This window comes from Caenimonas soli (genome assembly GCF_013155545.1).
Taxonomy (GTDB): Bacteria; Pseudomonadota; Gammaproteobacteria; order Burkholderiales; family Burkholderiaceae_C; genus Ramlibacter; species Ramlibacter soli.
The window spans coordinates 293647-316226 of the sequence record NZ_JABJVV010000007.1; the positions used below are offsets into that span (position 1 = coordinate 293647).

The following is a 22580-nucleotide window of genomic DNA, read 5'->3' on the forward strand; positions in this document are numbered from 1 at the left end:
TGTTAATTTCCTTCAAGCTATTCCCGATTTTAGGGGGACAAAGTGGACAGCCTCAAGCACAGTTTGTTTCATTTCGCGGGCGGTTCTTTCCATAACTACCAATGCTTGCTGTCCGGTGGGCATGACCGTGGGCGCCACGATGCGTCCGCCCACTGCCAACTGCTCGATCCAGGCGGCCGGCACCGCATCGCCACCGGCGGCCGCGATGATTCCGGCATAAGGAGCACCTTTGGCATAACCGACCATGCCGTCGCCGAAAAGCAGGTGGACGTTGGCAAGGCGGAACGGCCGCAGGTTCTCACGGGCCTTGTCGTGCAGGCCACGCAGCCGTTCGATGCTGTACACCTCGGAAGCCACCAAGCCGAGCACGGCGGCCTGGTAGCCGCAGCCTGTGCCGATCTCCAGCACGCGGCCCAGCTTGCCGGAAGCATCGCGCTTGCCCCCCAGCAGCAATTCGATCATGCGGGCCACCACGTTGGGCTTGGAGATCGTCTGGCCCAGGCCGATCGGCAGGCTGGTGTCCTCGTAGGCCTGGTTCACCAGTGCGCTGTCGACGAAGCGATGCCGCTCCACGGACCCCATCGCGGCGAGCACCTGTGCGTCGGCTATGCCTTGGGCGGCGAGTTTTTGCACCATGCGCGCGCGCACCGCCTGGGAGTCCAGGCCGATGCCGCCGGGCATGACCGGCGAAAAACTCACCGGCTTCTTGGCCACGGGTGGGGGGCCCAGCCGTGCCGGGAAACTGGGACGGCGCGACATTAGCGCCCCGCCTGGATGGCCGCGGCCCAGGAGGCCAACTCGTCGTGGTCGGTCAGGTCGACCTTCAGCGGCGTGATCGACACATGGCCCTGGGCCGTGGCGTGGAAATCGGTTCCGTCGGCATCGTCCTTGGCCGGCCCCGCGCCGCCGATCCAGTACATGGTCTCGCCGTGCGGACTGGTCTGCGAAATCACTTTCTCGGCGGCATGGCGGCGGCCGAGGCGGCAGACCTTGAAGGGCTTGAGCTCCCCGTAGGGCAGGTTCGGGATGTTCACGTTGAGCAACCAGGGCTTGTCTGCCGCAGCCTTCGCGAGCATCCGCTGCACCAGCTCGCGCGCCATGCGTGCTGCATCGTCCAGGTGGGCCCAGCCCTTTTGCGTCTGCGAGAAAGCGATGGCCGGAATGCCGAACAGATAGCCTTCCATCGCCGCGCCGACAGTGCCCGAGTAGATGGTGTCGTCGCCCATGTTGGCGCCGTTGTTGATGCCGCTCACGACGAGGTCGGGCCGATAGCCGAGCAGCCCCGTCAAGGCCACGTGGACGCAATCGGCGGGCGTGCCGTTGACATAGCGAAAGCCGTTGCCCGCCTGGTGCACGTAGAGCGGCGAGTGCAAAGTGAGCGCATTGGACTTGGCGCTGTTGTTGTGTTCGGGCGCAACGACCTCGACGTCGCCGAGGTCCTTGATCGCTTCGTAGAGGGCGACGATGCCGGGCGCCTGGTAGCCGTCGTCGTTGGAGAGCAGTATTTTCATCGGCGTAGGGATTCAAAAGATTGTAGGGCGGCAAGGGGTCACCCCAGAGACATTTGTGCCTATTTCATCCGCCTATCATTGCGTCAGTTTTTACTGAAGGAACACCCATGCAAGCCTGGCTTTGCGAGAACCCTGTGGGCGTCGAGGCGCTGCAGTGGAAGGAAATGCCCACGCCCCAGCCCAAGGCCGGCGAAGTGCTGATCGAGATCAAGGCGGCCAGCCTGAACTTCCCCGATCTGCTGATCGTGCAGAACAAGTACCAGATCAAGCCTCCCCTGCCCTTCGTGCCGGGCTCCGAGTACGCCGGCGTGATCCAGGCCGTCGGCGAAGGCGTGACGCAGCTCAAGGTCGGCCAGAGCGTCGCCTGCCTGTCGGGCACCGGCGGATTCGGCACCCATACGATCGCGCCCGCTGCGCTGTGCATGCCGCTGCCTCCGGGCTTTCCGCATGTGGATGCCGCCGCATTCATCATGATCTATGCCACGTCCCACCACGCGCTGGTGGACCGGGCCCAGCTCAAGGCGGGCGAAACCGTGTTGGTGCTGGGCGCAGCCGGCGGCGTGGGCACTTCGGCCATCCAGATCGCCAAGACGATGGGTGCGCGTGTCATCGCCGCGGCTTCCACCGACGAGAAATGCGAACTGTGCAAGTCGATCGGCGCCGACGCCACCATCAACTACACGCGCGAGAACCTGCGCGATGCCATCAAGGCGGCCACGGGCGGCAAGGGCCCTGACGTGATCTATGACCCGGTAGGTGGCGACTTCGCCGAGCCGGCCTTCCGCTCCATCGCCTGGCGCGGCCGCTACCTCGTCGTCGGCTTTGCCTCCGGACCTATCCCGGCGCTGCCGCTGAACCTGCCGCTGCTCAAGGGCGCTTCGCTGGTGGGCGTGTTCTGGGGCGACTTCGCCAAGCGCGAGCCCAAGGCCAACGCCGCAATGATGATGGAGTTGGCCCGTTGGTACGGCGAGGGCAAGATCAAACCCGTGATCGACCGCACCATGCCCATGGCCGAGCTCAAGGCAGCCTATGCCCACATGGGTTCACGCGGCGTCAAGGGAAAACTGGTGATGGTCACCTAACGGTGCGTTCGCGCCCGCTATAATCGCAGTCTCTACGGTGGCTGTAGCTCAGTTGGTAGAGTCCAGGATTGTGATTCCTGTCGTCGTGGGTTCGAGTCCCATCAGCCACCCCACTCTTTCTTTCCCCATCTGAATCGCCGGCGCTAGTGGCCTTTTCGGGCTTATCTATGCGCCGCTTCTCGAAGTCGCGCAGGTGGGCCAGCGCGCTTTCTGATCCTTGACCGGAACGCCCTTCGCTGCCGGACCCTTCTGCGGTCCCTTCCTCGGCTTCGTTGATATCTTCAGGCGAACCTGCGGATTTCTTGCTGATGGTTTGTGGGTTCTTCACTGGCGCAAACTCTCGTGACTGGCTTTGTCGATTGCCGGACATGCGGCTTGGCACGCACCTTAGGGGCCCACACCACCGATGTCTGTAGGACAAGGTTGATAGCCTGTAGGACAAAGCGCATGGGGCCTGCGCTTTGTCGGCCCAGCGACTATTGAGTCTGCGATGCCTCGGTCCCGGTCGGCTTGGGGACCTTGACCTGCACTTTGAATCGCTCCTTCAGCAGCTCGTAATAAGCCAGGTTTTCCGCGGAGGCCCACCACTGGCCGTATTGCTGGATCTCCTGCTTGGCTACCTCCGGTGGCTGCGTCTCGCGCGGCAGCACCTTGTTGACCTTCACCACGGCATAGCCTTGGTCGCCGAGGTCCACGCCCACCAACGCCGGCAATGCCGCCGGGTCGGCACGCAGCGCCGTCTCGACCACTGCCGCCGGTAGCTTCTGCGTCTCCTGCCGCGACACCGGGACGGCCGGCGGCAGGCTGGCGCTCGCCGGATTGGCCTTCCAGGCAGCCAGCTTCTCCGTGCCCTCTTTCTTGGCCAGTTCGGCGGAGCGGGCTGCGACCAGCCTCTCGCGCGCGCGGTCTTTCACTTCGTTGAGCGGAAGGGTGCGCGCCGGTGCGTACTGCACCACGCGCCCGGCGGCTAGGGTGTTGGGCGCAATCTCCACGGCTTCGGTGTTGCGCTTTTTCTCGACGCTGTCGGGCGAGAACAGGGCGTTGAGGAACTTCGAATTGGCCAGCGGGCCGGTGACACCCGGCGCGGGCGCGCGGCGCACGTTGCTCGCCGTCTTGATTTCCAGCTTCAGGCGGTCCGCGACCGGCTTGAGGCTGTCTGCCTGCTCGTAAACGCCGTTGCTGAACGCGTCGGCGCTTTCGGCGAACTTGCGCTGCGCCTGCTGTTTCTTGAGTTCGGCTTCGAGCTCGGGCTTCATTTCCTCGAAGCTGCGCTGCTTCGGGGCTTTCACATCCGTGACCTTGATGATGTGATAGCCGAACTCCGTCTCCACCACGCCGCTGATTTCGCCTTTGCCCAGTGCGAAGGCCGCGTCTTCGAATGCCTTGGTCATCGCACCGCGCGCGAAGAAATCGAGGTCGCCCCCGTTGGCCGCGGACCCCGGGTCCTGCGAGTTCTTCTTCGCCACCTCGGCGAAGGTGTCGGGCGCCTTTTTCACCGCCGCGAGCAGTTCCTCTGCCTTGGCTTTGGCCTTGGCGCGGTCAGCCGCCGATGCGTCCTTGGCTGCGGTGATCAGGATATGGCTGGCCCGGCGTTCCTCTTTTCCGCTGATGCGCGCGGCGTTCTGCTCGAAGTAGGTCTTGAGGTCCTGCTCATTGACGGTGATGCTCTTCTTGACGCTGTCGAGGTCGAGCACCGTGTATTCGATGTTGGCCTGTTCGGGCGCCTGGAACAGCGCCGCGTTGCTCTTGTAGAAGGCCTCGATCTCGGCATCGGTCGGATTGACGTTGCCTGCGTGGGCTGCGGGTGCAAAACGCGCAACCTGCACCTCGCGGGTCTCGAAGTAGGCGTTCAGCGCAAGCGCGGCCTGCGCGGGCGTGGCGAAGGTCGTGCCGCCCAGGCCCGCCAGTACCTGGCGCGCGGACACGTCGGCCCGGACACCGGCTTCGAACATTTCGGGCGTCATGCCCTGTGCGGCCACGAGCTGGCGATAGCGCGCCATGTCCAGCTTGCCGTCGGGTCCGCGCAAGGAGGCGATCGTTTCGTTTTGCTGCAGCTCGCGAGCCAGACGCTGGTCGCTGGTCATCAACTTGGCCTTGGCAGCGGCGGCGGCAACCACGCGGTCGCGAATCATCCGCTCCAGCGTGCCGTAGCGAGCGGCCGGCGAATCGAGCAGCTTGACATCGAGCGTGGGCATCTGCTGGCGAATGCGCTCCACCTCCTGCTTGTGCGTGGCGTCCCACTCGCCCTGCATGATTTCGACCCCGTCGACCTTGGCTACCGCTTCGCCCTTTTCGTTGTACCGGTTGTAGCCTTCCAGGCCGAACAGGACGAACGACGGGAAGATCAGCAGGAACAGCAGGAACTGCATGACCCGGGTGTGCTTGCGAACGAAATCAAACATGCTCAAACTCGATAGACAAAAAACACGAAAGGCGAACAACTGTTCGCCTTCGCTTGGGTTGGTGGGTGCTGACGGGATCGAACCGCCGACCTACGCCTTGTAAGGGCGCCGCTCTACCAGCTGAGCTAAGCACCCCACCGATAACTGGCCGCTCAGTTCAGCGCATCCTTGAGCGCCTTGCCGGGACGGAACTTGGGAACCTTGGCTGCCTTGATTTTAATCGCTGCGCCGGTGCGGGGGTTGCGGCCGCTGCGAGCAGCCCTTTTGCCTACCGCGAACGTGCCGAAGCCCACCAGCGAAACCGCGCCGCCTTTTTTAAGGGTTGTCTTCACGGCGCCGATCATCGATTCCAATGCGCGGGTGGCCGCGGCCTTGGAAATATCGGCATGCTTTGCGATGTGCTCAATCAGTTCGGTCTTGTTCACAAGGGCCCCTCGTAGAGAGAAAGAGTTGACAGGAGTGTCTCGTCATTGAATTTATGTTCCCCCATCCTGCAGCCACCGAGCGATGGGTTGAAGCGAGATGCGGGTCACTTCTTTCGCGGCTTCAAGCCACCGGCCGATTAAAGCCACGCGGCAACACGGTGTCAATACGACGGGCGGCTTTACAACAGCGCGGAGGCGGATTCTAGTCTGTTTTGACTAGGTTCCATGCGGGTTGCGGGCCGGTTTCCATGCGGCACTGCGCAATTTTCAGACACTCGATCGTGCGCACGCATCAAAGCGCGGAAGCGATCGCGCGGCCCAGGTCGGCGGTGCTCGCAGTGCCGCCGATGTCGGGGGTGCGGGGCGCGCCGCTTTGCGGATGCAGCACTTTTTCTATCGCGGCCAGCACGGCATCGTGCGCCTGCTTGTGACCCAGGAACTCCAGCATCATTGCGCCGCACCATACCTGCCCGATCGGGTTGGCGATGCTGCGCCCGGCAATGTCCGGCGCGGAGCCGTGCACCGGCTCGAACAGCGACGGAAACTTCCGATCCGGATTGAGGTTGGCGCTCGGCGCGATGCCGATCGTGCCGGTGCAGGCCGGCCCCAGGTCGCTGAGGATGTCGCCGAACAGGTTGCTCGCGACCACCACGTCGAAGAAGTCCGGGCGCTGCACGAAATGCGCGGTGAGGATGTCGATATGGAACTTGTCCTGCTTGATGGCGGGGTAGGCCTTCGCCATTTCGGCGACCCGCTCATCCCAGTAAGGCATGGTGATCGCGATGCCGTTGGACTTGGTTGCGCTGGTCAGGTGCTTCTTCGGCCGCGACTGGGCGAGTTCGAATGCGAACTTCAATACACGGTCCACACCGATGCGCGACATCACCGTCTCCTGCATGACAATCTCGCGCTCGGTGCCCGGATACATGCGCCCGCCGATGCTGGAGTACTCGCCTTCGGTGTTCTCGCGCACGATGTACATGTCGATCTCGCCGGGCTGGCGGGCGCTGCCGTCGCGCCGCACCACCGGGGCGATGATGCCCGGCATCAGGCGCGCGGGCCGCAGGTTCACGTACTGGTCGAACTCGCGCCTGAACAACAGCAGCGAGCCCCAGAGCGAAACGTGATCCGGAATCTTGTCGGGCCAGCCCACGGCGCCGAAATAGATGGCATCGTGGCCCCCGATCTGGTCCTTCCAGTCGTCGGGCAGCATCTTGCCGTGCTTCTCGCAGTAGTCCCAGCTGGAAAAATCGAAATGGTCGAATGCCAGGTCGATGCCGAACTTCGTGGCCGCCGCTTCCATCACGCGGATGCCCTCGGGCATGACTTCCTTGCCGATGCCGTCGCCGGCGATCACTGCGATTCTCTGGGTGCTCATGGTTGTTTCCTCAAAAATTCAAAGGCTTCGTGAAGCAGAAGAGGCGGCGCCTCTTCCGCGATGTAGTGGCCGCAAGGCACGCTGCGGCCGGTGACCTGGTTTGCGCGCTCGCGCCAGAGCGACAGCACGTCGAAGCATTGCCCCACCACGCCGTGCTCTCCCCACAGCACGTGCAGCGGCATCTCGAGGCGGCGTCCGCCGGCGATGTCCGCGCGGTCATGCTCCAAGTCGACTCCCGCGCTGGCGCGATAGTCCGCGCAAATGCCTTGCGCGGTGCCGGGCACGCCGGCGCAGCGCTCGTACTCGGCCAGGGCTTCGGGCGCGAAGGCCGCCAGCCCGGCATGGCGCTTGCCCATGACGCTGCGAACGTAGCGGACCGGGTCGGACTCGATCAGCGCCTCGGGCAGCGGCGGCGGCTGGATCAGGAAGAACCAGTGCCAGTAGGCCTGCGCGAACGCCAGCGATGTCTGTTCGTACATGGCGAGCGTCGGCGCGATGTCCAGCAGCATCAGCCGATCGACGGCGTGGGCGTGGTCCGCGGCAAGCCGATGGGCCACTCGCGCGCCTCGGTCATGGGCCAGCACGCCAAAGCGCTGGAAGCCCTGTTCCTCCATCACCGCCAATGCGTCGAGCGCCATCTCGCGCTTGCTGTACGCGCAGCTGCCCTCGCCGGGCTCGGGCCTTGCGGAGTCGCCGTAGCCGCGCAAGTCCATCATCACGACGGAAAACTCCTCGGCCAGGGCAGGCGCCACGCGATGCCACATCGCATGCGTCTGCGGGTGCCCGTGCAGCAGCAGCAACGGACGGCCCCGACCGGCGCGCCGCCCGTACAGGCGCACGCCGTTGCGCACGACCACGAACGTTTCGAACGACTCCAACATGGCGCTCATTCTGGCATTGCCGCCCCCGGCGCAGCAAGCAATAATCCGGCAATCTTTTATTTCCGTACTGGCAACAATTGGACAAGCTGCTCGACCGTGCCGATCTGGAACTGCTGCTGGCGGTGCGCGCCCACCCCAGCCTTGCGGCCACCGCCGCCGAGGCGGGCGTGGTCCCCTCCGTCATCACCAAGAAGCTGGCGGCCCTGGAAGCACGGCTCGGCTTCAAGCTGTTCCAGCGCACCACCCGGCGCATCATTGCCACCGCCGAAGGCGAAGCCCTTTGCGGCCGCGCCGGCGAACTGCTGCAGGCTTTCGCGCAGCTCGAAGCCGATCTGCAGGAACGCCGCAGCGAACCGTCCGGCCTGATCCGCATCGCCGCCACCTTCGGTTTCGGGCGCCTGTGGCTGGGTCCGGCGCTGGCGGAATTCCAGGCGCGACATCCGCTGCTGCAGGTCGAGCTACAGCTGACCGAGCAGTTGCCCAACCTCGCCGTCGAAGGCTATGACGGGGCGGTATGGCTGTGGTCGGTGCAGGGCCGCCGCGCCTCGGAATGGGTGAGCCGGCGGCTTGCCCGCAACCAGCGCGTGCTGGTGGCCGCCCCCGAGTACCTGCGGCGGCACGGTACGCCGCAAAGGCCCGAGGACCTGGCGCAGCACGCCTGCCTGGTGGTGCGCGAACACGAACAGCGCTTCGACACATGGGCGCTGCGCAAGGAGCGCCAGAAAGCCGAGATTCGGGTCAGGGTGAAGGGACCGCTGTCCGGCAACTCCGGAGAACTGGCGCGCGACTGGTGCCTGGGGGGCCACGGCATCATGCTGCGCAGTTTATGGGACGTCGCGCCCCGGCTGGCCTCTGGCGAGCTGGTTCGGGTGCTACCGGGCTACGCCATGCCCGACGCCGACATCCATTGGCTCGCACCGCATCGCGCGCAAACGCCCAAGCGGGTGCGGCTGCTGATCGACTTCCTGGCGGAACGCTTTCGCGGCGAACCCTGGAAGCTCAAGGACGCGGCGCCGGAGGCGATCGCACCACGAGGCTCACGCCGACCGCCGTGAGGGCCATGCCCGCGACAGTGAAAGCGGTGATCGCTTCGCCGAACAGCAGCCAGGCCATCACCGCGGTACAGGGCGGCACCAGGTACAGCAGGCTGGTCACGGCCGTGGCCGCTCCGCGCTGGATCAACAGATACAAGAGCGAGCTGCCGCCCAAGGTCAGCGCCAGCACCGACCAGGCCATCGAGCCTGCCAACTGCCCGTTCCAGTTCATCGCTTCGGGTTCCAGCAGGGCCAGCGGCAAGGTCACGACGAAGGCAGCGCACAACTGCGCCAGGCTCGCGGTGCGCACATCGCAAGGCGCGAGGAAGCGCTTCTGATAGAGGGTGCCGGCAGTGATGCTGAGCAAGGCCCCCAGCGCCAGCAGGAAGTTCAGGCCATGAATCTCGCCTATCCCCAGCTTCTGCCACACCACCAGGGCCAGCCCGCCAAAGCCAAGCGCCAAACCGGCCCATTGCCGGGGCGATACCGCCCCGCCGCGCGAAGACACCCAGACGGCGGTGAGTACAGGCTGCAGGCCCACCAGCAACGCCACCAGGCCGGCGCCCATGCCCAATTTGACCGCGGCCCACACCCCACCGAGGTACCCGGCGTGCATCAGGATTCCGGTGACCGCCAGGTGCTTGACCTGGGTGCGGTTGGCCGGCATCGGGGCCCGCGCGGCGAATGCCCACACGGCGAAGCAGGCGACGGAAAGAAGGTAGCGCACCGCCAGGAACTTCATCGGCGGTGCATGCGGCATGCCGTAGCGTGCCACGATGAAGCCGGTGCTCCAGATCAACACGAAGACGACGGGCATCGCCGCCACCAGGCGGTCCTGCCGCGAGACTGAGGTCATTCCTGCCCTACTTCACTCGTTTTCTGATTTCCGGCAGGGCCTTTTGCAGGTAGTACACCATGGACCAGACCGTGAGGATGGCCGACAGCCAGATCAGCCAAGTGCCCCACAAGCCGGTGTCTATCAGGCCGAGGATGCTGCCGTCGAACAGCAGGAAAGGGATGGCGATCATCTGGACCGTGGTCTTGACCTTGCCCAGCATGTGCACCGCCACGCTCTTGGACGCACCGATCTGCGCCATCCATTCGCGCAACGCCGAAATCGCGATCTCCCGGCCAATGATGATCAACGCCACGAAGACATCCGCGCGCTGCAGGTGCACCAGCACCAGCAAGGAAGCGCAGACCAGGAACTTGTCCGCCACCGGGTCCAGGAAGGCCCCGAATGACGACGTTTGATTGAGCTTGCGGGCCAGGTAGCCGTCCAGCCAGTCCGTAAGGGCGAACGTGATGAACATCGCCGTGGCGATCAGGTTCTGCACCGGATGCGCCAACCCCAGGTAGAACACGCCCACGATCAGCGGAATCGCGACGATGCGTGTCCAGGTCAATATCGTGGGGATGGTGAAGAACATTGCCCCGATTCTGGCATGGCCCAAGCTTCTAATGCAGCGCCCGATAAATCTCTTCTGCCAGTTCGCGCGAAATGCCTTCCACGCTGGCGATGTCGTCCACGCCGGCGGCCGCCACGCCCCGCACGCCGCCGAAGCGCTGCAACAGGCGCGCGCGCTTCTTGGCGCCTATGCCCGGAATCTCCTCGAGGCTGCTGCCGCCCACCCGGACTTTGGCGCGGCGCGCCCGCATGCCCGTGATGGCGAAGCGGTGCGCCTCGTCGCGGATCTGGGCCACCAGCATGAGCGCGGCCGAATCCTTGCCCAGGTACACCTTGTCGCGTCCGTCGGCAAACACCAGTTCTTCCAGGCCGACTTTGCGGCCCTCGCCTTTTTCCACCCCTACGATGACAGCCAGGTCCAGCCCCAGCTCGGCGAACACCTCGCGCGCCATGCTCACCTGCCCCTTGCCGCCGTCCACCAGTACCAGGTCCGGCAGCCGGCCGGCGCCGCCACCGCTTGCGCGCGCGGGCGTGGCGTCCGGCGGATCGCGGCCCGCCTCCGCCAGCTTGCTGTAACGGCGCATCAGGACCTGCCGCATGGCGGCGTAGTCGTCGCCCGGGGTGATGCCGTCGATGTTGTAGCGGCGATATTCCGAGTTCTGCATCTTGTGATGGTGGAACACCACGCAGGACGCCTGGGTGGCCTCGCCGGCCGTGTGCGAGATGTCGAAGCACTCGATGCGGAAGGTGTCCAGGTTGTCCGGCGCCAGGTCGAGCGCGTCCACCAGGGCCCGGGTGCGGGCCTGCTGCGAGCCTTCCTCGGCCAGCAACCGAGCGAGCTGGATGTCTGCGTTTTTCTGCGCCATCTCCAGCCACAGGCGGCGCTGTTCCCGAGGGTTGTGCACGGCACTGATCTTGATGCCGCTCTGTTCGCACAATGCATCGATCAGCTCGCGGCTCACTGCGTGGCTGGTGATGAGTGCGGGCGGGACCGGCACGCCGATGTAATGCTGCGCGATGAAGGCCTCCAGCACGTGCACCTCGACCGGCTGCGGCGGGGCGGCGGCGGCGCCTTCGTCCGCGATGTTGTCGAAGTCCTGCACGGCGGCTGCATCTTCCACATGGGTGGGGAAGTAGGCCCGATCGCCCAGGTGGCGGCCGCCGCGCACCATGGCCAGATTCACGCAAGCCTTGCCGCCCTGTACCTTTACCGCCAGGATGTCCACGTCCTTGTCCGAAATGGTCTCCACCGACTGCTGGTGCAGCACCTTCGACAGCGCACTCATCTGGTTGCGCAGTTCGGCGGCCTGCTCGAACTCCAGCTTGTCGGCGTGCTGCATCATCCGCGCCTCCAGCGCTGCCAGTACGGCCTGGGTTTCGCCGCGCAAAAAAGCCTCTGCGTTGTGCACGTCCTGCGCGTAGTCCTGCGGCGATATGAAGTTCACGCAGGGTCCCGAGCAGCGCTTGATCTGGTAGAGCAGGCAGGGCCGGGTGCGGTTGGCGAACACCGTGTCTTCGCAGGTGCGCAGCCGGAACACCTTCTGCAGCAGCTGGATCGATTCCTTCACGGCCCAGGCGCTGGGGTACGGGCCGAAATAGCGGTGCTTGCGATCGACCGAGCCACGGTAGTAGGCGACGCGCGGGAAGGTCGAGGCCGTGAGCGGCGCAACTTCGCTGGTTCCGACCTTGTCCGAACCGGCGATCTTCAGGTATGGATAGCTCTTGTCGTCGCGAAACAGGATGTTGTAGCGCGGGTTGAGCGTCTTGATCAGGTTGTTTTCGAGCAGCAGGGCCTCGGCCTCGGAGCGCACCACCGTGGTTTCCAGCCGCGCGATCTTGCCGATCATGTGGCCGATGCGCGTGCCGCCGTGGTTCTTCTGGAAATAGCTGGAGACTCGCTTTTTCAGGTTGCGCGCCTTGCCCACGTAGAGCACGCCATCGTCGGCGTCGAAATAGCGATAGACGCCCGGCAACGGGGGCAGCGCGGCGACTTGCGCCAGCAATTGATCGGAATGGACCTCGGACATACAACCGCTATTGTGGACAATCCGTAAAAGGCCATCGCCACCTCATGCTCTGGGACATCTTCTGCAAGGTCATCGACAACCACGGCGATATCGGCGTGTGCTGGCGCCTGTCGGTTCAGCTCGCCGAGCGGGGCGAGTCGGTGCGCCTGTGGGTGGATGATGCTTCGGCGCTGGCCTGGATGGCCCCGCAAGGCCATCCGCGGGTGCAGGTGTCGGGCTGGGAGGGTTCGGCCACCATCGAGCCCGGCGAGGTCGTGATCGAGGCCTTCGGCTGCGACCTCACGCTGCGCTTCCAGGCCGCCATTGCCGCAAAAGCCCAGGTCCGGGGCCGGCAGCCGGCATGGATCAACCTGGAGTACCTGACGGCCGAAACCTTTGCCGAGCGCAGCCATGGCCTGCCCTCGCCCGTGCTGTCAGGCCCGGCGGCGGGCCTGACCAAGCATTTCTTCTACCCGGGTTTCACACCGCGCACCGGCGGCTTGCTGCGGGAGCCCGACCTCGAGCAGCGCCAGGCGGCATTCGATCGGGCGGCGTGGCTGCATGAACACCGCATCGCCCATCGCGGCGAGGCCCAACTGGTCAGCCTGTTCTGTTACGAGCCCCCGGCGCTCGACCAGATGCTCACGCAATGGGCCGCGGGCCCCGCTCCTACCCATGTGCTGGTGACTGCGGGGCGCGCCACGGCGGCGGTGCGCGCCGCGGTAGAAAAAAAGCAGCACGCCGATCTTTCCTGGAACAGCGCGTCGCTGCTGTCGATCACCTGGCTGCCACTGCTCAGCCAGCCCGATTTCGACCACCTGCTGTGGGCCTGCGACCTCAATTTCGTGCGCGGCGAGGATTCGCTGATACGCGCCTTGTGGGCCGGCAAGCCCATGGTCTGGCAGATCTACCCGCAGCACGACGAGGCGCACCACGCCAAGCTCGCAGCCTTCCTGGACTGGCTGGGCGCGCCCGCGGACTTGCGGGCGTTTTACGGGGCCTGGAACGGTATCGGCGAGCTACTGCCTCCTGTTGATGCACCGGCATGGGCTACCTGCGTACAGCAGAGCCGCACGCGGCTGCAGGGCCAGGACGACCTGGTTACACAGCTCATGGGCTTCACCGCACGCGGCCCGCAGGCCATGCCTCTTTGAGGGGTACGGAAAAACCGTTAAAATCCAAGGCTTTGCGCAGTTCTGCGGGTGCACAACCCAAGCGCAATGCTTATCTCCGGGGCTTTGCAAAGAGCAGCCCGGCCCAACCCTGAATACATCGCTATGAAAATCGCTCAAGAAATCCGCGCCGGCAACGTGATCATGCACGGCAAAGACCCCATGGTGGTCCTGAAGACCGAATACAGCCGCGGCGGGCGCAATTCCGCGACGGTGCGCATGAAGCTCAAGAGCCTGATCGCCAACTTCAACACCGAAGTGGTCCTGAAGGCCGACGACAAGATGGACCAGATCGTGCTGGACAAGAAGGATTGCACCTACTCCTACTTCGCCGACCCGATGTACGTGTTCATGGACGCCGACTACAACCAGTATGAAGTCGAGGCCGAAAACATGGGCGACGCCCTGAACTACCTCGAAGACGGCATGCCCGCCGAAGTGGTGTTCTACGAAGGCAAGGCCCTGTCCGTGGAGCTGCCCACCAGCGTGGAGCGCGAGATCACCTGGACCGAGCCGGCCGTCAAGGGCGACACGTCGGGCAAGGTGCTCAAGCCCGCCAAGATCGCGACCGGTTTCGAGATCGGCGTGCCGATCTTCGTGGCCCAGGGCGACAAGGTCGAAATCGACACCCGCACCGGCGAATACAGAAGGCGTGTGTAACCCGCCGCGCCGGCCGCCACACCAACACCCACGACAAGGCTCCGCAAGGGGCCTTTGTTTTTTCAGCCCATGAACTTCGACTTCAGCCAGATCGCCGTGCCCTTCCGCATGCAGCCGGGCCTGCGGCGGGTGGCTGGGGATGAGGTCCGCCTGACCCCCCTGGATACTGGAAGCGCCCTGTATGCGGAAAAGCGGGCTGTGCTGGAGGCTGGGCAGTCACGGCACGCCTTGCCGGGCTTCGATCCGGCCCCGGCTCTGCGAGCCATCGCGGCGCGGGCCGCAGGACCTGCTCATGCCCAACTGCCGCCGGAGCTGGCGTTCGAGGAAGATTTCGCCGTGCTCGATGGCGCGACCGGCACCCTGCCCTGGCTGTGCGTTTGCGTGCCTTCGCATTGGGTGCCCGAGGACAAGCTGGGCCTGGACTTTGCCGCCGTGCATGGTCCGGTGGCCGACAACGCCGCGCTCGTGGCGGCCTCGCAGCAACTGGTGGCACTGGCCACTTCGGGCGATTGCTGGGAACGCTTTGTCTGGACCATCAGTCCCTCTGCACGCCATGACCAGCATCCGCGCCGCCATGCGCGCACGCCTTGGCCGGCCACCACGGACCCGGAAGTCTTTGCCGGCCAGTGCTGGCTGCGCGCCGAGCGCCAGGTGTTCTTCCCCGTGGGCCAGGGCACGCGGCAGGCGGTCTTCGCCATCCGAGTGATGATCCAGCCCCTGGCGCAAGCCGTGCAAGCCCCCGGCGCGGCGGCGCGCCTGCGCGATTCGCTGGCTTCGATGTCGCAAGCGGTTCTCGACTACAAGAATTTGGGCGAGGCGCGCGATCGCTTGCTGCGCTGGCTGGGACCCCGTGCCTGATGCTCAGTACACGCGCCGGTACAGCAGCAGCATCAGGCCGATGACCAGCGCCACACCGGCCAGCGCGATATACAGAGAGTGCGCCGACGGACCGCGTGGCGCAACCAGATCGGGCCCCAGCGGCGCGGGTTCGGTGAACGGGGTGGCGGCAGGCAGCCATTGCGCCAGTTCCATCGCCGACTCCGGCGTGAACAGTTCGAGCGCGACACGTTGTAATTTCTTCGCCGGGTCGCAACGCAGCCCCAATTCGACCTGCGAGCCCGTAACGCGTGCGTGGACCACGTCCTTGATGGGAATCTTCACGCGGCCTTCCTTCAAGCCCAACCCCTGGCGGAACCTGCCCGCCAGCCGCAGCACGTTGTTTTGAACCCGTACCTCGATCTCTCCCTTGAACCGGGGGATGTCCAGTCCTCGCCCCTCGACCTGTAGCACACTTGCGGAAAACCTGGCTTGCACCACGGAGAAGCTGCCGCTGCGTTCGGGATTGAAGGAAGCCGGCCGGGGTTGGTGGATGAGGTCCGCTACCGTCAGTTGGCCACCGTCGGTGCCGATGAGCACGTGATCGCTGGTCAGCGCTTTCTTGATGCGCATGCCAACGATGGTTCTGCGATCGTAGGGCCCCACCGTTCGTCCCTCGAGCAGGACGTGATAGATCGTCTGGTCCAACTCTGTCCCCTCAGATTCTTTGGACGCAAGGATAGCGGAGAAATGGCCCGGATTGCCGCAGAATGGCGCCATGCCTTCTACCCGCAATATCCATGACCGCCGCCTGGCCGACGCCTGGGCCACGCTCCAAGCCCACTCCAGCGAGGGCCTGCCGCTGGACCCCGACGCCAGCCGGCTGGCCTTCGCCGATCCCGAGTTTTTGCTGCGCCGCGAAACGCGCGGCATCCGCTTCCAGCTCGAGCTGCTCAAGCCCGACCTGGAGCAGCAGGCCCACGGCATAGAGAACACCATCGTCGTGTTCGGCAGCGCCCGCTTCCGCAGCGACGAGGAATCGGCCGCGCTGGTCGTCGCAGCCGAAAGCTCGGGCGACGAAGTGCAGATCAGGCGCGCCCGGGCCCTCGCACGCAACGCCCACTATTACGAGAAGGCGCGCGCCTTCGGCAAGCTGGTGGCGCACTACAGCGCCGGCAAGAACCCCGAGGACATGCTCTTCATCTGCACTGGCGGCGGCCCCGGGATCATGCAGGGCGCGAATCGCGGCGCGTATGAGGGCGACGGCATCAGCGTGGGCCTGTCCATTGCCTTGCCGATGGAAGAAAGCGCCAATCCGTACGTCACGCCGGCACTGTCATTCAAGTTCCACTACTTCGCCTTGCGCAAGATGCATTTCATGATGCGCGCCAAGGCTCTGGTGGCGTTTCCGGGCGGCTTCGGCACGCTGGACGAGCTGTTCGAAGTGATCACCCTGGTGCAGACACGCAAGGCCAAGCAGGTGCCGATCGTGTTGTTCGGAACCGACTACTGGAAGCGGCTGATCAATTTCGACGTGCTCATCGAAGAAGGCGTGATCTCCGCAGCCGATCTCGACCTGTTCCAGTATGCCGACGACCCCGAGACCGCCTGGGACATCATCAAGGGGTTCTATCGCCTCTAGGGCGCGCGGGCCTCGCCGAGCTTGAAGGCCAGTCGGGAGCCCCCGGCGACGATGGCGCCCGTGATCCAGAAAACGCCGGAAATTCCGATGGCGGTGCCCGCCAGGCCGAACAGCATGGGCATGGTGACGCTGGAGGCATTGATTGCCATCATCCGCAGGGCCACCGCTTCGCCATGACGGTGCTCGGGCGTTATCTGGTGCAGCATGCTCATGATCATGGGCTGCACCGTACCCAAGGCCAGCCCCAGCAGGATGGAACACATGCCCATGGCCAGGGGGGCATGCACCAAGGGGTAGATGCCGAACAGCAGCGCCGTTGCGATCATCGCACCCGCGATCACCGTCCACTCACGCAGGTGCGCGGCGATGAGCGGCAGCACCACGCGCACCAGCGCCGCGGCGATGGCAAACGCCCCCAGGATGGAGCCGATCACCGACGCCGACAGGCCGCGCTCGTGGCCCAGCACCGGAACCACGAAGGTGTGAACGTCCCAGCACGAAGACAGGAACCAGTTGACCAGCAGCAGCCTGCGAAACATGGGCTCGCGCACCAGGTCCCAGGCCTTGCCCCCGCGGTGCTTGTCGGACGGGATGACGGGCGGCAAGTCCTGCACCGACTTCACCCAGAACCAGGACACCAGTGGCAACGCAGCCATCAGCAGGAAGGCCGGCCGAAAGCCTGCGTGGTCGATCATCAGGCCGGCACTGAACGGCCCCAGGAAATTCGAGATGGCCGGGCCGATGGCCAGCCATGAGAACACCTGCTTGAGTTGCGTCGGGTTCTCCGCCGCCCGGCCGACATGGCGCTGCAGCGCAATCGACGCCGCGCCGGTCGCGCCTCCGGTCAGCAAGGCGCTCAGGCAAAGCACCGGAAACACCGGAAAGGCCACGGCCAGGCCAGCCCCAACGGTCGCAGCCACCACGCTCAACCCCATGGGCCGCCTGAGGCCGTGCCGGTCGGCGTAACGCCCGGCCGGTAGCGCAAGGAAAACCTGGGTCAGCGCGAACAACGCCAGTAGCACGCCGACGGCGGCCTCGCTGTGGCCCTGCCGCAGTGCCAGCAGCGGCGCGGCCATGCGGGTGCCGGCCATGCACGCATGCAGGAAGATATGGCCGGCGATGAGTCGGGCAAGCGCGGGGCTGAGGCCACCACCGGTCATTCGGCTGCGTCGTCCCCTTCCGCCACCTGGGGCAGCAGCGCCTGGGCCTGCGCTTCAGGCAAGGCCTCCACCACCTTGAGAGCTCGCCGCATCATCTTCGTTCGGCTGTCCGCCTTGTCCAAGGTGTCGGAGGCTTTTTGCACCTGCTCCTTGATGCGGGCTACCCATTCGCCGTAGCGCTCGAACTCGGTCTTGACCGCGCCCAAAACCTTCCAGACCTCGGACGCTTGCTGCTCCAGCGCCAGCGTCCGGAAGCCCATGTGCAGGCTGTTGAGCATCGCCAGCAGCGTCGTCGGCCCGGCCAAGGTCACCCGGTAGTCGCGCTGCAAGCTGTCCATCAGGCCTGGCCGGCGCAGCACCTCGGCATAGAGGCTCTCGATGGGCAGGAACAGGATGGCAAAATCCGTGGTCTGCGGCGGGCACAAATAGCTTTCGCTGATGGACTTGGCTTCGGTGCGGATGCGCGCTTCCAGGGCGCGCGCGGCGATGTCGGCCGCTGCCGGGTCGGCCCGATCCTGCGCGTCGAGCAATCTCTCGTAGTCGTCGCGCGGGAACTTGGCGTCGATCGGCAACCAAACCGGCGTGCCGTCGGCGCTGCGGCCGGGAAAGCGGATGGCGAAGTCCACCCGCTGGTTGCTGCGCGGCTTGGTTTCCACCTGCTTGGCGTACTGCTCGTGCGTCAGCACCTGTTCGAGCAATGCTTCCAGCTGCACCTCGCCGAACATGCCGCGGGTCTTGACGTTGGTCAGCACGCGCTGCAGATCGCCCACGCCCTGAGCCAGCGTCTGCATCTCGCCCAGGCCCTTGTGGACCTGCTCCAGCCGGTCGGCCACCTGCTTGAAGCTTTCGCCCAGGCGTGTCTCCAGCGTGGTCTGCAACTTCTCGTCCACCGTCTTGCGCATCTCGTCGAGCTTCGCGGCGTTGGTCTGCTGCAGCTGGGTGAGCTGCGAATCGAGAGTGGCGCGCACTTCGTTCATGCGCCTGGCGTTCGATTCGCCCAGGTTCTGCAATTGCAGCGACAGCGTGTCCGATAGCGTCTTTTGCAGCAGCGTGAGCTGCTGGGCGAAGGCGTCGATCTGGATGTTCTGGGTGCGGGTGGTTTCGGCGCCCTGCCGGACGATGGCGTCCTGGAAGGTGCCGAGCGTGTGCGTCAGTTCGGTGCGCGCCCCGCGCGACGACTCGCTGATTTCGCGGCGCAGCTCACGCTCCATGCGCTCGTTCGCGGCCAGCAATTCCATGCGAGCCGCATCATTGGCCGGCGGCTTGCGCAGCAACAGCATCAAGAGCAGCACCAGGTTGGCGATCGCCAACGCAACCAGAGTCCAGATTTCCACGCGTGCCTTACTTCAGTACTTCGGGATTCAGGGGCGTCAGCGGCTTGCCGTGTACCAGGAAACCGATCAGGTTGTCAGCCGCAAGATTGGCCATCGCCTTGCGCGTGGGAACCGTGGCGCTGGCGATATGCGGGGTCAGCACCACATTGGGCACCGTCAGGAGGTCGGGGTGGATTTTGGGTTCCCCCTCGAACACATCCAGACCCGCCGCCGCGATCCGCTTGTCCCGCAGGGCCGCAGCCAGCGCCGCATCGTCCACGATACCGCCGCGGGCGATGTTGATCAGGTTCGCCGTAGGCTTCATCAGCGCCAGCTCCGCCGCGCCGATCGCATGATGCGACGAGGGTGAGTACGGCAACACCAGGACGAGGTGATCCGCCGTGCGGAGCAATTCCTCCTTGCCGACATAGCGCGCCTTGCATTCCGCTTCGAGCTCGGGCGCCAGGCGCGAGCGGTTGTGGTAGATCACGTCCATGCCGAAGCCGTGCGCCCCGCGCCGGGCAATGCCCTGCCCGATGCGGCCCATGCCCAGGATGCCGAGCGTGCTGCCGTGGACGTCCGAGCCGGAAAACATGTCGTAGCTCCAGCGCTGCCACTTGCCGGCGCGCAGGTAATGCTCGCTCTCGGTCACGCGGCGAGCCGTGGCCATCAGCAGGGCGAAGCCGAAGTCGGCCGTGGTTTCGGTCAGGACATCGGGCGAGTTGGTGGCCAGGACTTTGCGTGCCGTCATTGCCGGCAGGTCGAAGTTGTTGTAGCCCACAGCCATGTTGGCGCAGATCTTCAGCTTGGGCGCGGCTGCGAGCACCTGCTCGTCGATCCGTTCGCTGCCGGTCGTGAAGAGCCCCACCTTGTCGTGCAACTTCGCGGCCAGTTGCTGCGTGGTCCACGCCTCGTCGGCCTGGTTGTGCTCCACCTCGAAGTGCTGCTCGAGCCGGGTGATCAGCTCGGGGAAAACTGCGCGGGCCATGAGAATGCGGGGTTTGGTCATGCTAGCGGAACCAGATAAAAGTGATGGCGATGAACAGCGGGATCAGCACCGCGCCCGACCACGCCATGTAGCCGAAGAAGCTGGGCATTTTGACACCGCGCTCCTCGGCGATGGCCTTGACCATGAGGTTGGGGGCGTTGCCGATGTAAGTGTTGGCACCCATGAACACGGCACCGGCCGAGATGGCGGCCAGGGTAGGCGCAAAGGTTGTCATGAGCGCCTGGGGGTCACCCCCCGCGGTATTGAAGAACACCAGGTAAGTGGGCGCGTTGTCCAGAAAAGAGCTCAGCGCTCCCGTCGCCCAGAAATACATGGCCGGGTCGGGTGATCCGTCCGGCCGGGTCACGGCCGAAACCACCGCCCCAAATGGTCCATCCACGCCCGCGCGCAACATGGCGATGACAGGAATGATGGTCAGGAAGATACCCGCGAACAGCTTGGCCACTTCCAGCATGGGACCCCACGAAAACTGGTTGTCCTCGTGCACTGCGGCCGGCGTGATCCGGATCGACAGCCACGCCACGACGATCAGCCCCAGGTCGCGGACCAGGCCCGGCAGGCCGACCTCGGTGCCGGCGATGTTGAAAGCCACAGGCGACTTCCAGACACCGCTGAGCAACACCAGTCCCATGATGACTGCCAAGAGCCAGAAATTGCGCGCGCCGTCGAAGCCGATCGCGCGCGAATCGGGCGTGGGATCAACGGGCAACAACTCTTCCCGGCGGTGATAGAACCACGAGTCCAGGGCGTAGAAGATTGCCAGCAATACGCCGACCAGGAAAAGCGTTTCTGGAAAGATCTGCTTCACGGTCCAGAAGAAGTCCACGCCCTTCAGGAAGCCCAGGAACAGTGGCGGATCGCCCAGCGGCGTCAGCGAGCCGCCGGCGTTGGAAACGATGAAGATGAAAAACACGACCACGTGCGCCTTGTGCCGGCGGTTGTCGTTGGCGCGGATCAACGGCCGGATCAGCAACATGGACGCGCCGGTGGTCCCCATCAGGCTGGCCAGCACCGCCCCGATCGCCAGGATCGCCGTGTTGAGCCCGGGGCTGCCATGCAGATTGCCCCGGATGTAGATGCCGCCGGATACCGCAAACAGCGCCGTCAGCAGGATGACGAAAGGAATGTACTCAGCCACGAGGGCATGCGCGAAGCTGATGCCGGCTGTGGGCAGGCCGAACATCAGCCCAAACGGGATGAGGAACGCCAACGCCCAGGCAGCGGACACCTTGCCGAAATGGTGATGCCAGAACCGCGGAGCCAGCAGCGGCAACACGGCAATCGACAGCAGGATGCCTGCGAACGGCAGGCCCCACAGGGCCGAGAGTTGCTTGCCGTCCAGTTCGGCTGCAGCAGCCAGCTGTGGCCAGGCGAGCGGCAGAGCCGAAGCCAGGGCCCAACGTATCAGTTTCATCGTTCTTGTCTCCTGTGCTGCCGAGCATAACGAATCGCCGCGCCCCAAAAAGGTGTAGGCATGTCCCTACTGTTGTTACCCCGGCCGTCCTACCCAGCTGGAATTGCGCGAATCCTAAAGTTTTTGTAGCCAATCAACCAACTGGAGAGCACCATGAATGAGGACCGTCTCAAGGGAAACTGGAAGCAAGTCAAGGGCAAGATCAAGGAGCAGTGGGGCAAGCTAACCGACGACGACCTGGATGTGATTGCCGGCAAGCGCGATCAATTGTTGGGACGCATCCAGGAACGGCACGGTATCGCCAAGGACGAGGCCGAGCGCCAGATCGAGACTTTCGAAAAGCGCAACCCGGAGTACCGGTTTGACAAGGAGTAACGCATGCGTCGAACGCTCATAGCACTCGCTGTTACCACCTGCCTGGCCTTCGCTGGCAGCGCCGGTGCCGCCCTCACCAAGGACGAATACAAGTCCCAGAAGGACAAGATCGAGGCTGATTACAAGGCAGCCAGCGACACCTGCAAGGCCTTGAAGGCCAACGCGCAGGACATCTGCAAGGCCGAAGCCAAGGGCAAGCAGAAGGTCGCCAAGGCGGAACTCGAGGCTTCCAGCAAGCCCAGTCCGCGTGCGGACGAGAAAGTAAAGATGGCCAAGGCCGATGCCACCTACGATGTGGCCAAGGAAAAATGCGACGACCTGACTGGCAACGCCAAGGACGTGTGCAAGAAGGACGCCAAGGCGGCTTTCGAAAGCGCCAAGGGTGACGCAAAGGTCAGCAAGGCGGTGAGCGAAAAGGGCGCCGGCTCTGAAAAGGCCGCAGCCAAGGCCAAGGACGCTCGCGACGACAAGGCCGATGCCCAGTATGCGGCCGCGAAAGAGCGCTGCGACACCATGACGGGCGCGGCCAAGGACACCTGCGTCGCCGACGCCAAGAAGAAATTCGGCAAGCTGTGACGCCGCGTCCGGCGCCGGCTAGTTGTTGAGTTGCAATAGGTTGTTCCCGCCGAGACGGGAAGCTGGAGGCTTATAGCCCAGGGCCGAGTGGGGCCTGCGGGCGTTGTAGTAGGCCAGGAACGCGGGCAACCAGCCAGTGCGTTCAGCGCTGTTGCTCCAGGTGCGCCCGTAGGCCCATTCACGAAGGCAGGTCTGGATGAACCGTTCGGCCTTGCCGTTGGTCTGCGGTCTATACGGCCTGGTGAAGGTGTGCTTGATGCCCAGGGCCTGGCAGGTCTTGGCAAACAGCCTGGAGCGGTAGGCGCTGCCGTTGTCC

23 protein-coding genes and 2 tRNA genes are annotated in these 22580 nt (G+C 64.8%); 9 read left to right on the forward strand and 16 right to left on the reverse strand.

Annotated features, from left to right (window positions below):
• Window positions 1-12: 12 nt before the first annotated feature.
• Together HNE04_RS13410 and surE are read right to left on the reverse strand one after the other, a co-directional pair.
• Window positions 13-759: a protein-L-isoaspartate(D-aspartate) O-methyltransferase gene (locus HNE04_RS13410; RefSeq protein WP_172219650.1), complete on the reverse strand. Its 747-nt coding sequence runs from the start codon at window positions 757-759 to the stop codon at window positions 13-15.
• Window positions 759-1511, reverse strand: coding sequence for a 5'/3'-nucleotidase SurE (surE, locus tag HNE04_RS13415; protein WP_172219652.1), 753 nt, complete (start codon window positions 1509-1511; stop codon window positions 759-761). The genes HNE04_RS13410 and surE overlap by 1 nt, the downstream gene beginning before the upstream one ends.
• A gap of 107 nt (window positions 1512-1618) precedes the next feature.
• Here surE and HNE04_RS13420 point away from each other — a divergent pair, with 107 nt between their 5' ends.
• Together HNE04_RS13420 and HNE04_RS13425 are read left to right on the forward strand one after the other, a co-directional pair.
• Window positions 1619-2593, forward strand: a complete 975-nt coding sequence (locus tag HNE04_RS13420; protein WP_172219654.1) for an NADPH:quinone oxidoreductase family protein — start codon at window positions 1619-1621, stop codon at window positions 2591-2593.
• Between the two features lie 37 nt (window positions 2594-2630).
• Window positions 2631-2706 (forward strand) — tRNA-His (locus HNE04_RS13425).
• Window positions 2707-3069: 363 nt separating this feature from the next.
• Here the strand turns inward: HNE04_RS13425 and HNE04_RS13430 are convergent.
• The 5 genes from HNE04_RS13430 to HNE04_RS13450 form a co-directional block, all read right to left on the reverse strand.
• Window positions 3070-4995: a SurA N-terminal domain-containing protein gene (locus tag HNE04_RS13430; RefSeq protein WP_172219656.1), complete on the reverse strand. Its 1926-nt coding sequence runs from the start codon at window positions 4993-4995 to the stop codon at window positions 3070-3072.
• A gap of 59 nt (window positions 4996-5054) precedes the next feature.
• A tRNA-Val gene (locus tag HNE04_RS13435) sits at window positions 5055-5130 on the reverse strand.
• Between the two features lie 17 nt (window positions 5131-5147).
• A complete protein-coding gene (locus tag HNE04_RS13440; RefSeq protein WP_172219658.1) occupies window positions 5148-5420 on the reverse strand; it encodes an HU family DNA-binding protein in 273 nt (90 codons plus the stop codon).
• A gap of 292 nt (window positions 5421-5712) precedes the next feature.
• On the reverse strand, window positions 5713-6798 hold the full coding sequence (locus HNE04_RS13445; RefSeq protein ID WP_172219660.1) for a tartrate dehydrogenase: 1086 nt from the start codon (window positions 6796-6798) through the stop codon (window positions 5713-5715).
• Window positions 6795-7679, reverse strand: coding sequence for an alpha/beta fold hydrolase (locus tag HNE04_RS13450; protein WP_407926602.1), 885 nt, complete (start codon window positions 7677-7679; stop codon window positions 6795-6797). Before HNE04_RS13450 ends, HNE04_RS13445 begins: the two co-directional genes overlap by 4 nt.
• A 77-nt stretch (window positions 7680-7756) precedes the next feature.
• Here HNE04_RS13450 and HNE04_RS13455 point away from each other — a divergent pair, with 77 nt between their 5' ends.
• Window positions 7757-8734, forward strand: coding sequence for a LysR family transcriptional regulator (locus tag HNE04_RS13455; RefSeq protein ID WP_172219664.1), 978 nt, complete (start codon window positions 7757-7759; stop codon window positions 8732-8734).
• On the opposite strand, the gene HNE04_RS13460 is transcribed toward HNE04_RS13455, so the two are convergent.
• Genes HNE04_RS13460 through uvrC form a run of 3 tightly spaced genes read right to left on the reverse strand, consistent with a single transcriptional unit; the run spans window position 8679 to window position 12148 of the window.
• Complete coding sequence (locus HNE04_RS13460) at window positions 8679-9569, reverse strand: DMT family transporter (RefSeq protein WP_235964975.1); 891 nt, start codon at window positions 9567-9569, stop codon at window positions 8679-8681. The two genes, HNE04_RS13455 and HNE04_RS13460, sit on opposite strands and share 56 nt — an antisense overlap.
• Before the next feature lie 7 nt (window positions 9570-9576).
• Window positions 9577-10143 carry a CDP-diacylglycerol--glycerol-3-phosphate 3-phosphatidyltransferase gene (gene pgsA, locus HNE04_RS13465; RefSeq protein WP_172219665.1) on the reverse strand — a complete coding sequence of 189 codons (567 nt, stop codon included), beginning with the start codon at window positions 10141-10143 and terminating at the stop codon, window positions 9577-9579.
• A 28-nt stretch (window positions 10144-10171) separates the two neighbouring features.
• Window positions 10172-12148 carry an excinuclease ABC subunit UvrC gene (uvrC, locus tag HNE04_RS13470; protein ID WP_172219666.1) on the reverse strand — a complete coding sequence of 659 codons (1977 nt, stop codon included), beginning with the start codon at window positions 12146-12148 and terminating at the stop codon, window positions 10172-10174.
• Window positions 12149-12192: 44 nt separating this feature from the next.
• On the opposite strand from uvrC, the gene earP reads away from it, so the two are divergent.
• The 3 genes from earP to HNE04_RS13485 all read left to right on the forward strand — a co-directional run bounded on the left by earP (window position 12193) and on the right by HNE04_RS13485 (window position 14817).
• Complete coding sequence (gene earP / locus HNE04_RS13475) at window positions 12193-13281, forward strand: elongation factor P maturation arginine rhamnosyltransferase EarP (RefSeq protein WP_172219667.1); 1089 nt, start codon at window positions 12193-12195, stop codon at window positions 13279-13281.
• 123 nt (window positions 13282-13404) lie between these two features.
• Window positions 13405-13959 (forward strand): elongation factor P, encoded by a 555-nt coding sequence (efp, locus tag HNE04_RS13480; RefSeq protein WP_172219668.1) that lies wholly within the window; start codon window positions 13405-13407, stop codon window positions 13957-13959.
• A gap of 69 nt (window positions 13960-14028) precedes the next feature.
• Complete coding sequence (locus HNE04_RS13485; protein ID WP_172219669.1) at window positions 14029-14817, forward strand: heme-dependent oxidative N-demethylase subunit alpha family protein; 789 nt, start codon at window positions 14029-14031, stop codon at window positions 14815-14817.
• Between the two features lie 3 nt (window positions 14818-14820).
• Here HNE04_RS13485 and HNE04_RS13490 read toward each other — a convergent pair whose 3' ends face one another.
• On the reverse strand, window positions 14821-15483 hold the full coding sequence (locus tag HNE04_RS13490) for a hypothetical protein (protein WP_172219670.1): 663 nt from the start codon (window positions 15481-15483) through the stop codon (window positions 14821-14823).
• 70 nt (window positions 15484-15553) lie between these two features.
• Here HNE04_RS13490 and HNE04_RS13495 point away from each other — a divergent pair, with 70 nt between their 5' ends.
• Window positions 15554-16417 (forward strand): LOG family protein, encoded by an 864-nt coding sequence (locus HNE04_RS13495; RefSeq protein ID WP_172219671.1) that lies wholly within the window; start codon window positions 15554-15556, stop codon window positions 16415-16417.
• Here HNE04_RS13495 and HNE04_RS13500 read toward each other — a convergent pair.
• The 4 genes from HNE04_RS13500 to HNE04_RS13515 all read right to left on the reverse strand — a co-directional run bounded on the left by HNE04_RS13500 (window position 16414) and on the right by HNE04_RS13515 (window position 21313).
• Window positions 16414-17577, reverse strand: a complete 1164-nt coding sequence (locus tag HNE04_RS13500; protein WP_172219672.1) for an MFS transporter — start codon at window positions 17575-17577, stop codon at window positions 16414-16416. The two genes, HNE04_RS13495 and HNE04_RS13500, sit on opposite strands and share 4 nt — an antisense overlap.
• On the reverse strand, window positions 17574-18857 hold the full coding sequence (locus tag HNE04_RS13505) for a DNA recombination protein RmuC (protein WP_172219719.1): 1284 nt from the start codon (window positions 18855-18857) through the stop codon (window positions 17574-17576). The genes HNE04_RS13500 and HNE04_RS13505 overlap by 4 nt, the downstream gene beginning before the upstream one ends.
• A gap of 61 nt (window positions 18858-18918) precedes the next feature.
• Entirely contained in the window at window positions 18919-19899 is a 981-nt protein-coding gene (locus HNE04_RS13510; RefSeq protein ID WP_172219674.1) for a 2-hydroxyacid dehydrogenase, read from the reverse strand.
• A 1-nt stretch (window position 19900) separates the two neighbouring features.
• A complete protein-coding gene (locus tag HNE04_RS13515; protein WP_172219676.1) occupies window positions 19901-21313 on the reverse strand; it encodes a sodium:proton antiporter in 1413 nt (470 codons plus the stop codon).
• Window positions 21314-21466: 153 nt separating this feature from the next.
• Between HNE04_RS13515 and HNE04_RS13520 the strand changes: the two genes are divergently transcribed.
• Window positions 21467-21688, forward strand: a complete 222-nt coding sequence (locus HNE04_RS13520) for a CsbD family protein (protein WP_172219678.1) — start codon at window positions 21467-21469, stop codon at window positions 21686-21688.
• Between the two features lie 3 nt (window positions 21689-21691).
• Window positions 21692-22264 carry a hypothetical protein gene (locus HNE04_RS13525; RefSeq protein ID WP_172219680.1) on the forward strand — a complete coding sequence of 191 codons (573 nt, stop codon included), beginning with the start codon at window positions 21692-21694 and terminating at the stop codon, window positions 22262-22264.
• 18 nt (window positions 22265-22282) lie between these two features.
• Here HNE04_RS13525 and HNE04_RS13530 read toward each other — a convergent pair.
• The coding region (locus HNE04_RS13530) for an integrase core domain-containing protein (RefSeq protein ID WP_172215579.1) at window positions 22283-22580 on the reverse strand (298 nt) is incomplete at its 5' end.

What these genes read in the sequence shown, in the direction of transcription:
- HNE04_RS13410 (WP_172219650.1), bottom strand. Translation starts at nt 759, where the DNA reads ATGTCGCGCCGTCCCAGTTTCCCGGCACGGCTGGGCCCCCCACCCGTG.
- surE (WP_172219652.1), bottom strand. Translation starts at nt 1,511, where the DNA reads ATGAAAATACTGCTCTCCAACGACGACGGCTACCAGGCGCCCGGCATC.
- HNE04_RS13420 (WP_172219654.1), top strand. Translation starts at nt 1,619, where the DNA reads ATGCAAGCCTGGCTTTGCGAGAACCCTGTGGGCGTCGAGGCGCTGCAG.
- HNE04_RS13430 (WP_172219656.1), bottom strand. Translation starts at nt 4,995, where the DNA reads ATGTTTGATTTCGTTCGCAAGCACACCCGGGTCATGCAGTTCCTGCTG.
- HNE04_RS13445 (WP_172219660.1), bottom strand. Translation starts at nt 6,798, where the DNA reads ATGAGCACCCAGAGAATCGCAGTGATCGCCGGCGACGGCATCGGCAAG.
- HNE04_RS13450 (WP_407926602.1), bottom strand. Translation starts at nt 7,679, where the DNA reads ATGTTGGAGTCGTTCGAAACGTTCGTGGTCGTGCGCAACGGCGTGCGC.
- HNE04_RS13460 (WP_235964975.1), bottom strand. Translation starts at nt 9,569, where the DNA reads ATGACCTCAGTCTCGCGGCAGGACCGCCTGGTGGCGGCGATGCCCGTC.
- pgsA (WP_172219665.1), bottom strand. Translation starts at nt 10,143, where the DNA reads ATGTTCTTCACCATCCCCACGATATTGACCTGGACACGCATCGTCGCG.
- uvrC (WP_172219666.1), bottom strand. Translation starts at nt 12,148, where the DNA reads ATGTCCGAGGTCCATTCCGATCAATTGCTGGCGCAAGTCGCCGCGCTG.
- earP (WP_172219667.1), top strand. Translation starts at nt 12,193, where the DNA reads ATGCTCTGGGACATCTTCTGCAAGGTCATCGACAACCACGGCGATATC.
- efp (WP_172219668.1), top strand. Translation starts at nt 13,405, where the DNA reads ATGAAAATCGCTCAAGAAATCCGCGCCGGCAACGTGATCATGCACGGC.
- HNE04_RS13485 (WP_172219669.1), top strand. Translation starts at nt 14,029, where the DNA reads ATGAACTTCGACTTCAGCCAGATCGCCGTGCCCTTCCGCATGCAGCCG.
- HNE04_RS13495 (WP_172219671.1), top strand. Translation starts at nt 15,554, where the DNA reads ATGCCTTCTACCCGCAATATCCATGACCGCCGCCTGGCCGACGCCTGG.
- HNE04_RS13500 (WP_172219672.1), bottom strand. Translation starts at nt 17,577, where the DNA reads ATGACCGGTGGTGGCCTCAGCCCCGCGCTTGCCCGACTCATCGCCGGC.
- HNE04_RS13505 (WP_172219719.1), bottom strand. Translation starts at nt 18,857, where the DNA reads ATGCTGTTGCTGCGCAAGCCGCCGGCCAATGATGCGGCTCGCATGGAA.
- HNE04_RS13510 (WP_172219674.1), bottom strand. Translation starts at nt 19,899, where the DNA reads ATGACCAAACCCCGCATTCTCATGGCCCGCGCAGTTTTCCCCGAGCTG.
- HNE04_RS13515 (WP_172219676.1), bottom strand. Translation starts at nt 21,313, where the DNA reads ATGAAACTGATACGTTGGGCCCTGGCTTCGGCTCTGCCGCTCGCCTGG.
- HNE04_RS13520 (WP_172219678.1), top strand. Translation starts at nt 21,467, where the DNA reads ATGAATGAGGACCGTCTCAAGGGAAACTGGAAGCAAGTCAAGGGCAAG.
- HNE04_RS13525 (WP_172219680.1), top strand. Translation starts at nt 21,692, where the DNA reads ATGCGTCGAACGCTCATAGCACTCGCTGTTACCACCTGCCTGGCCTTC.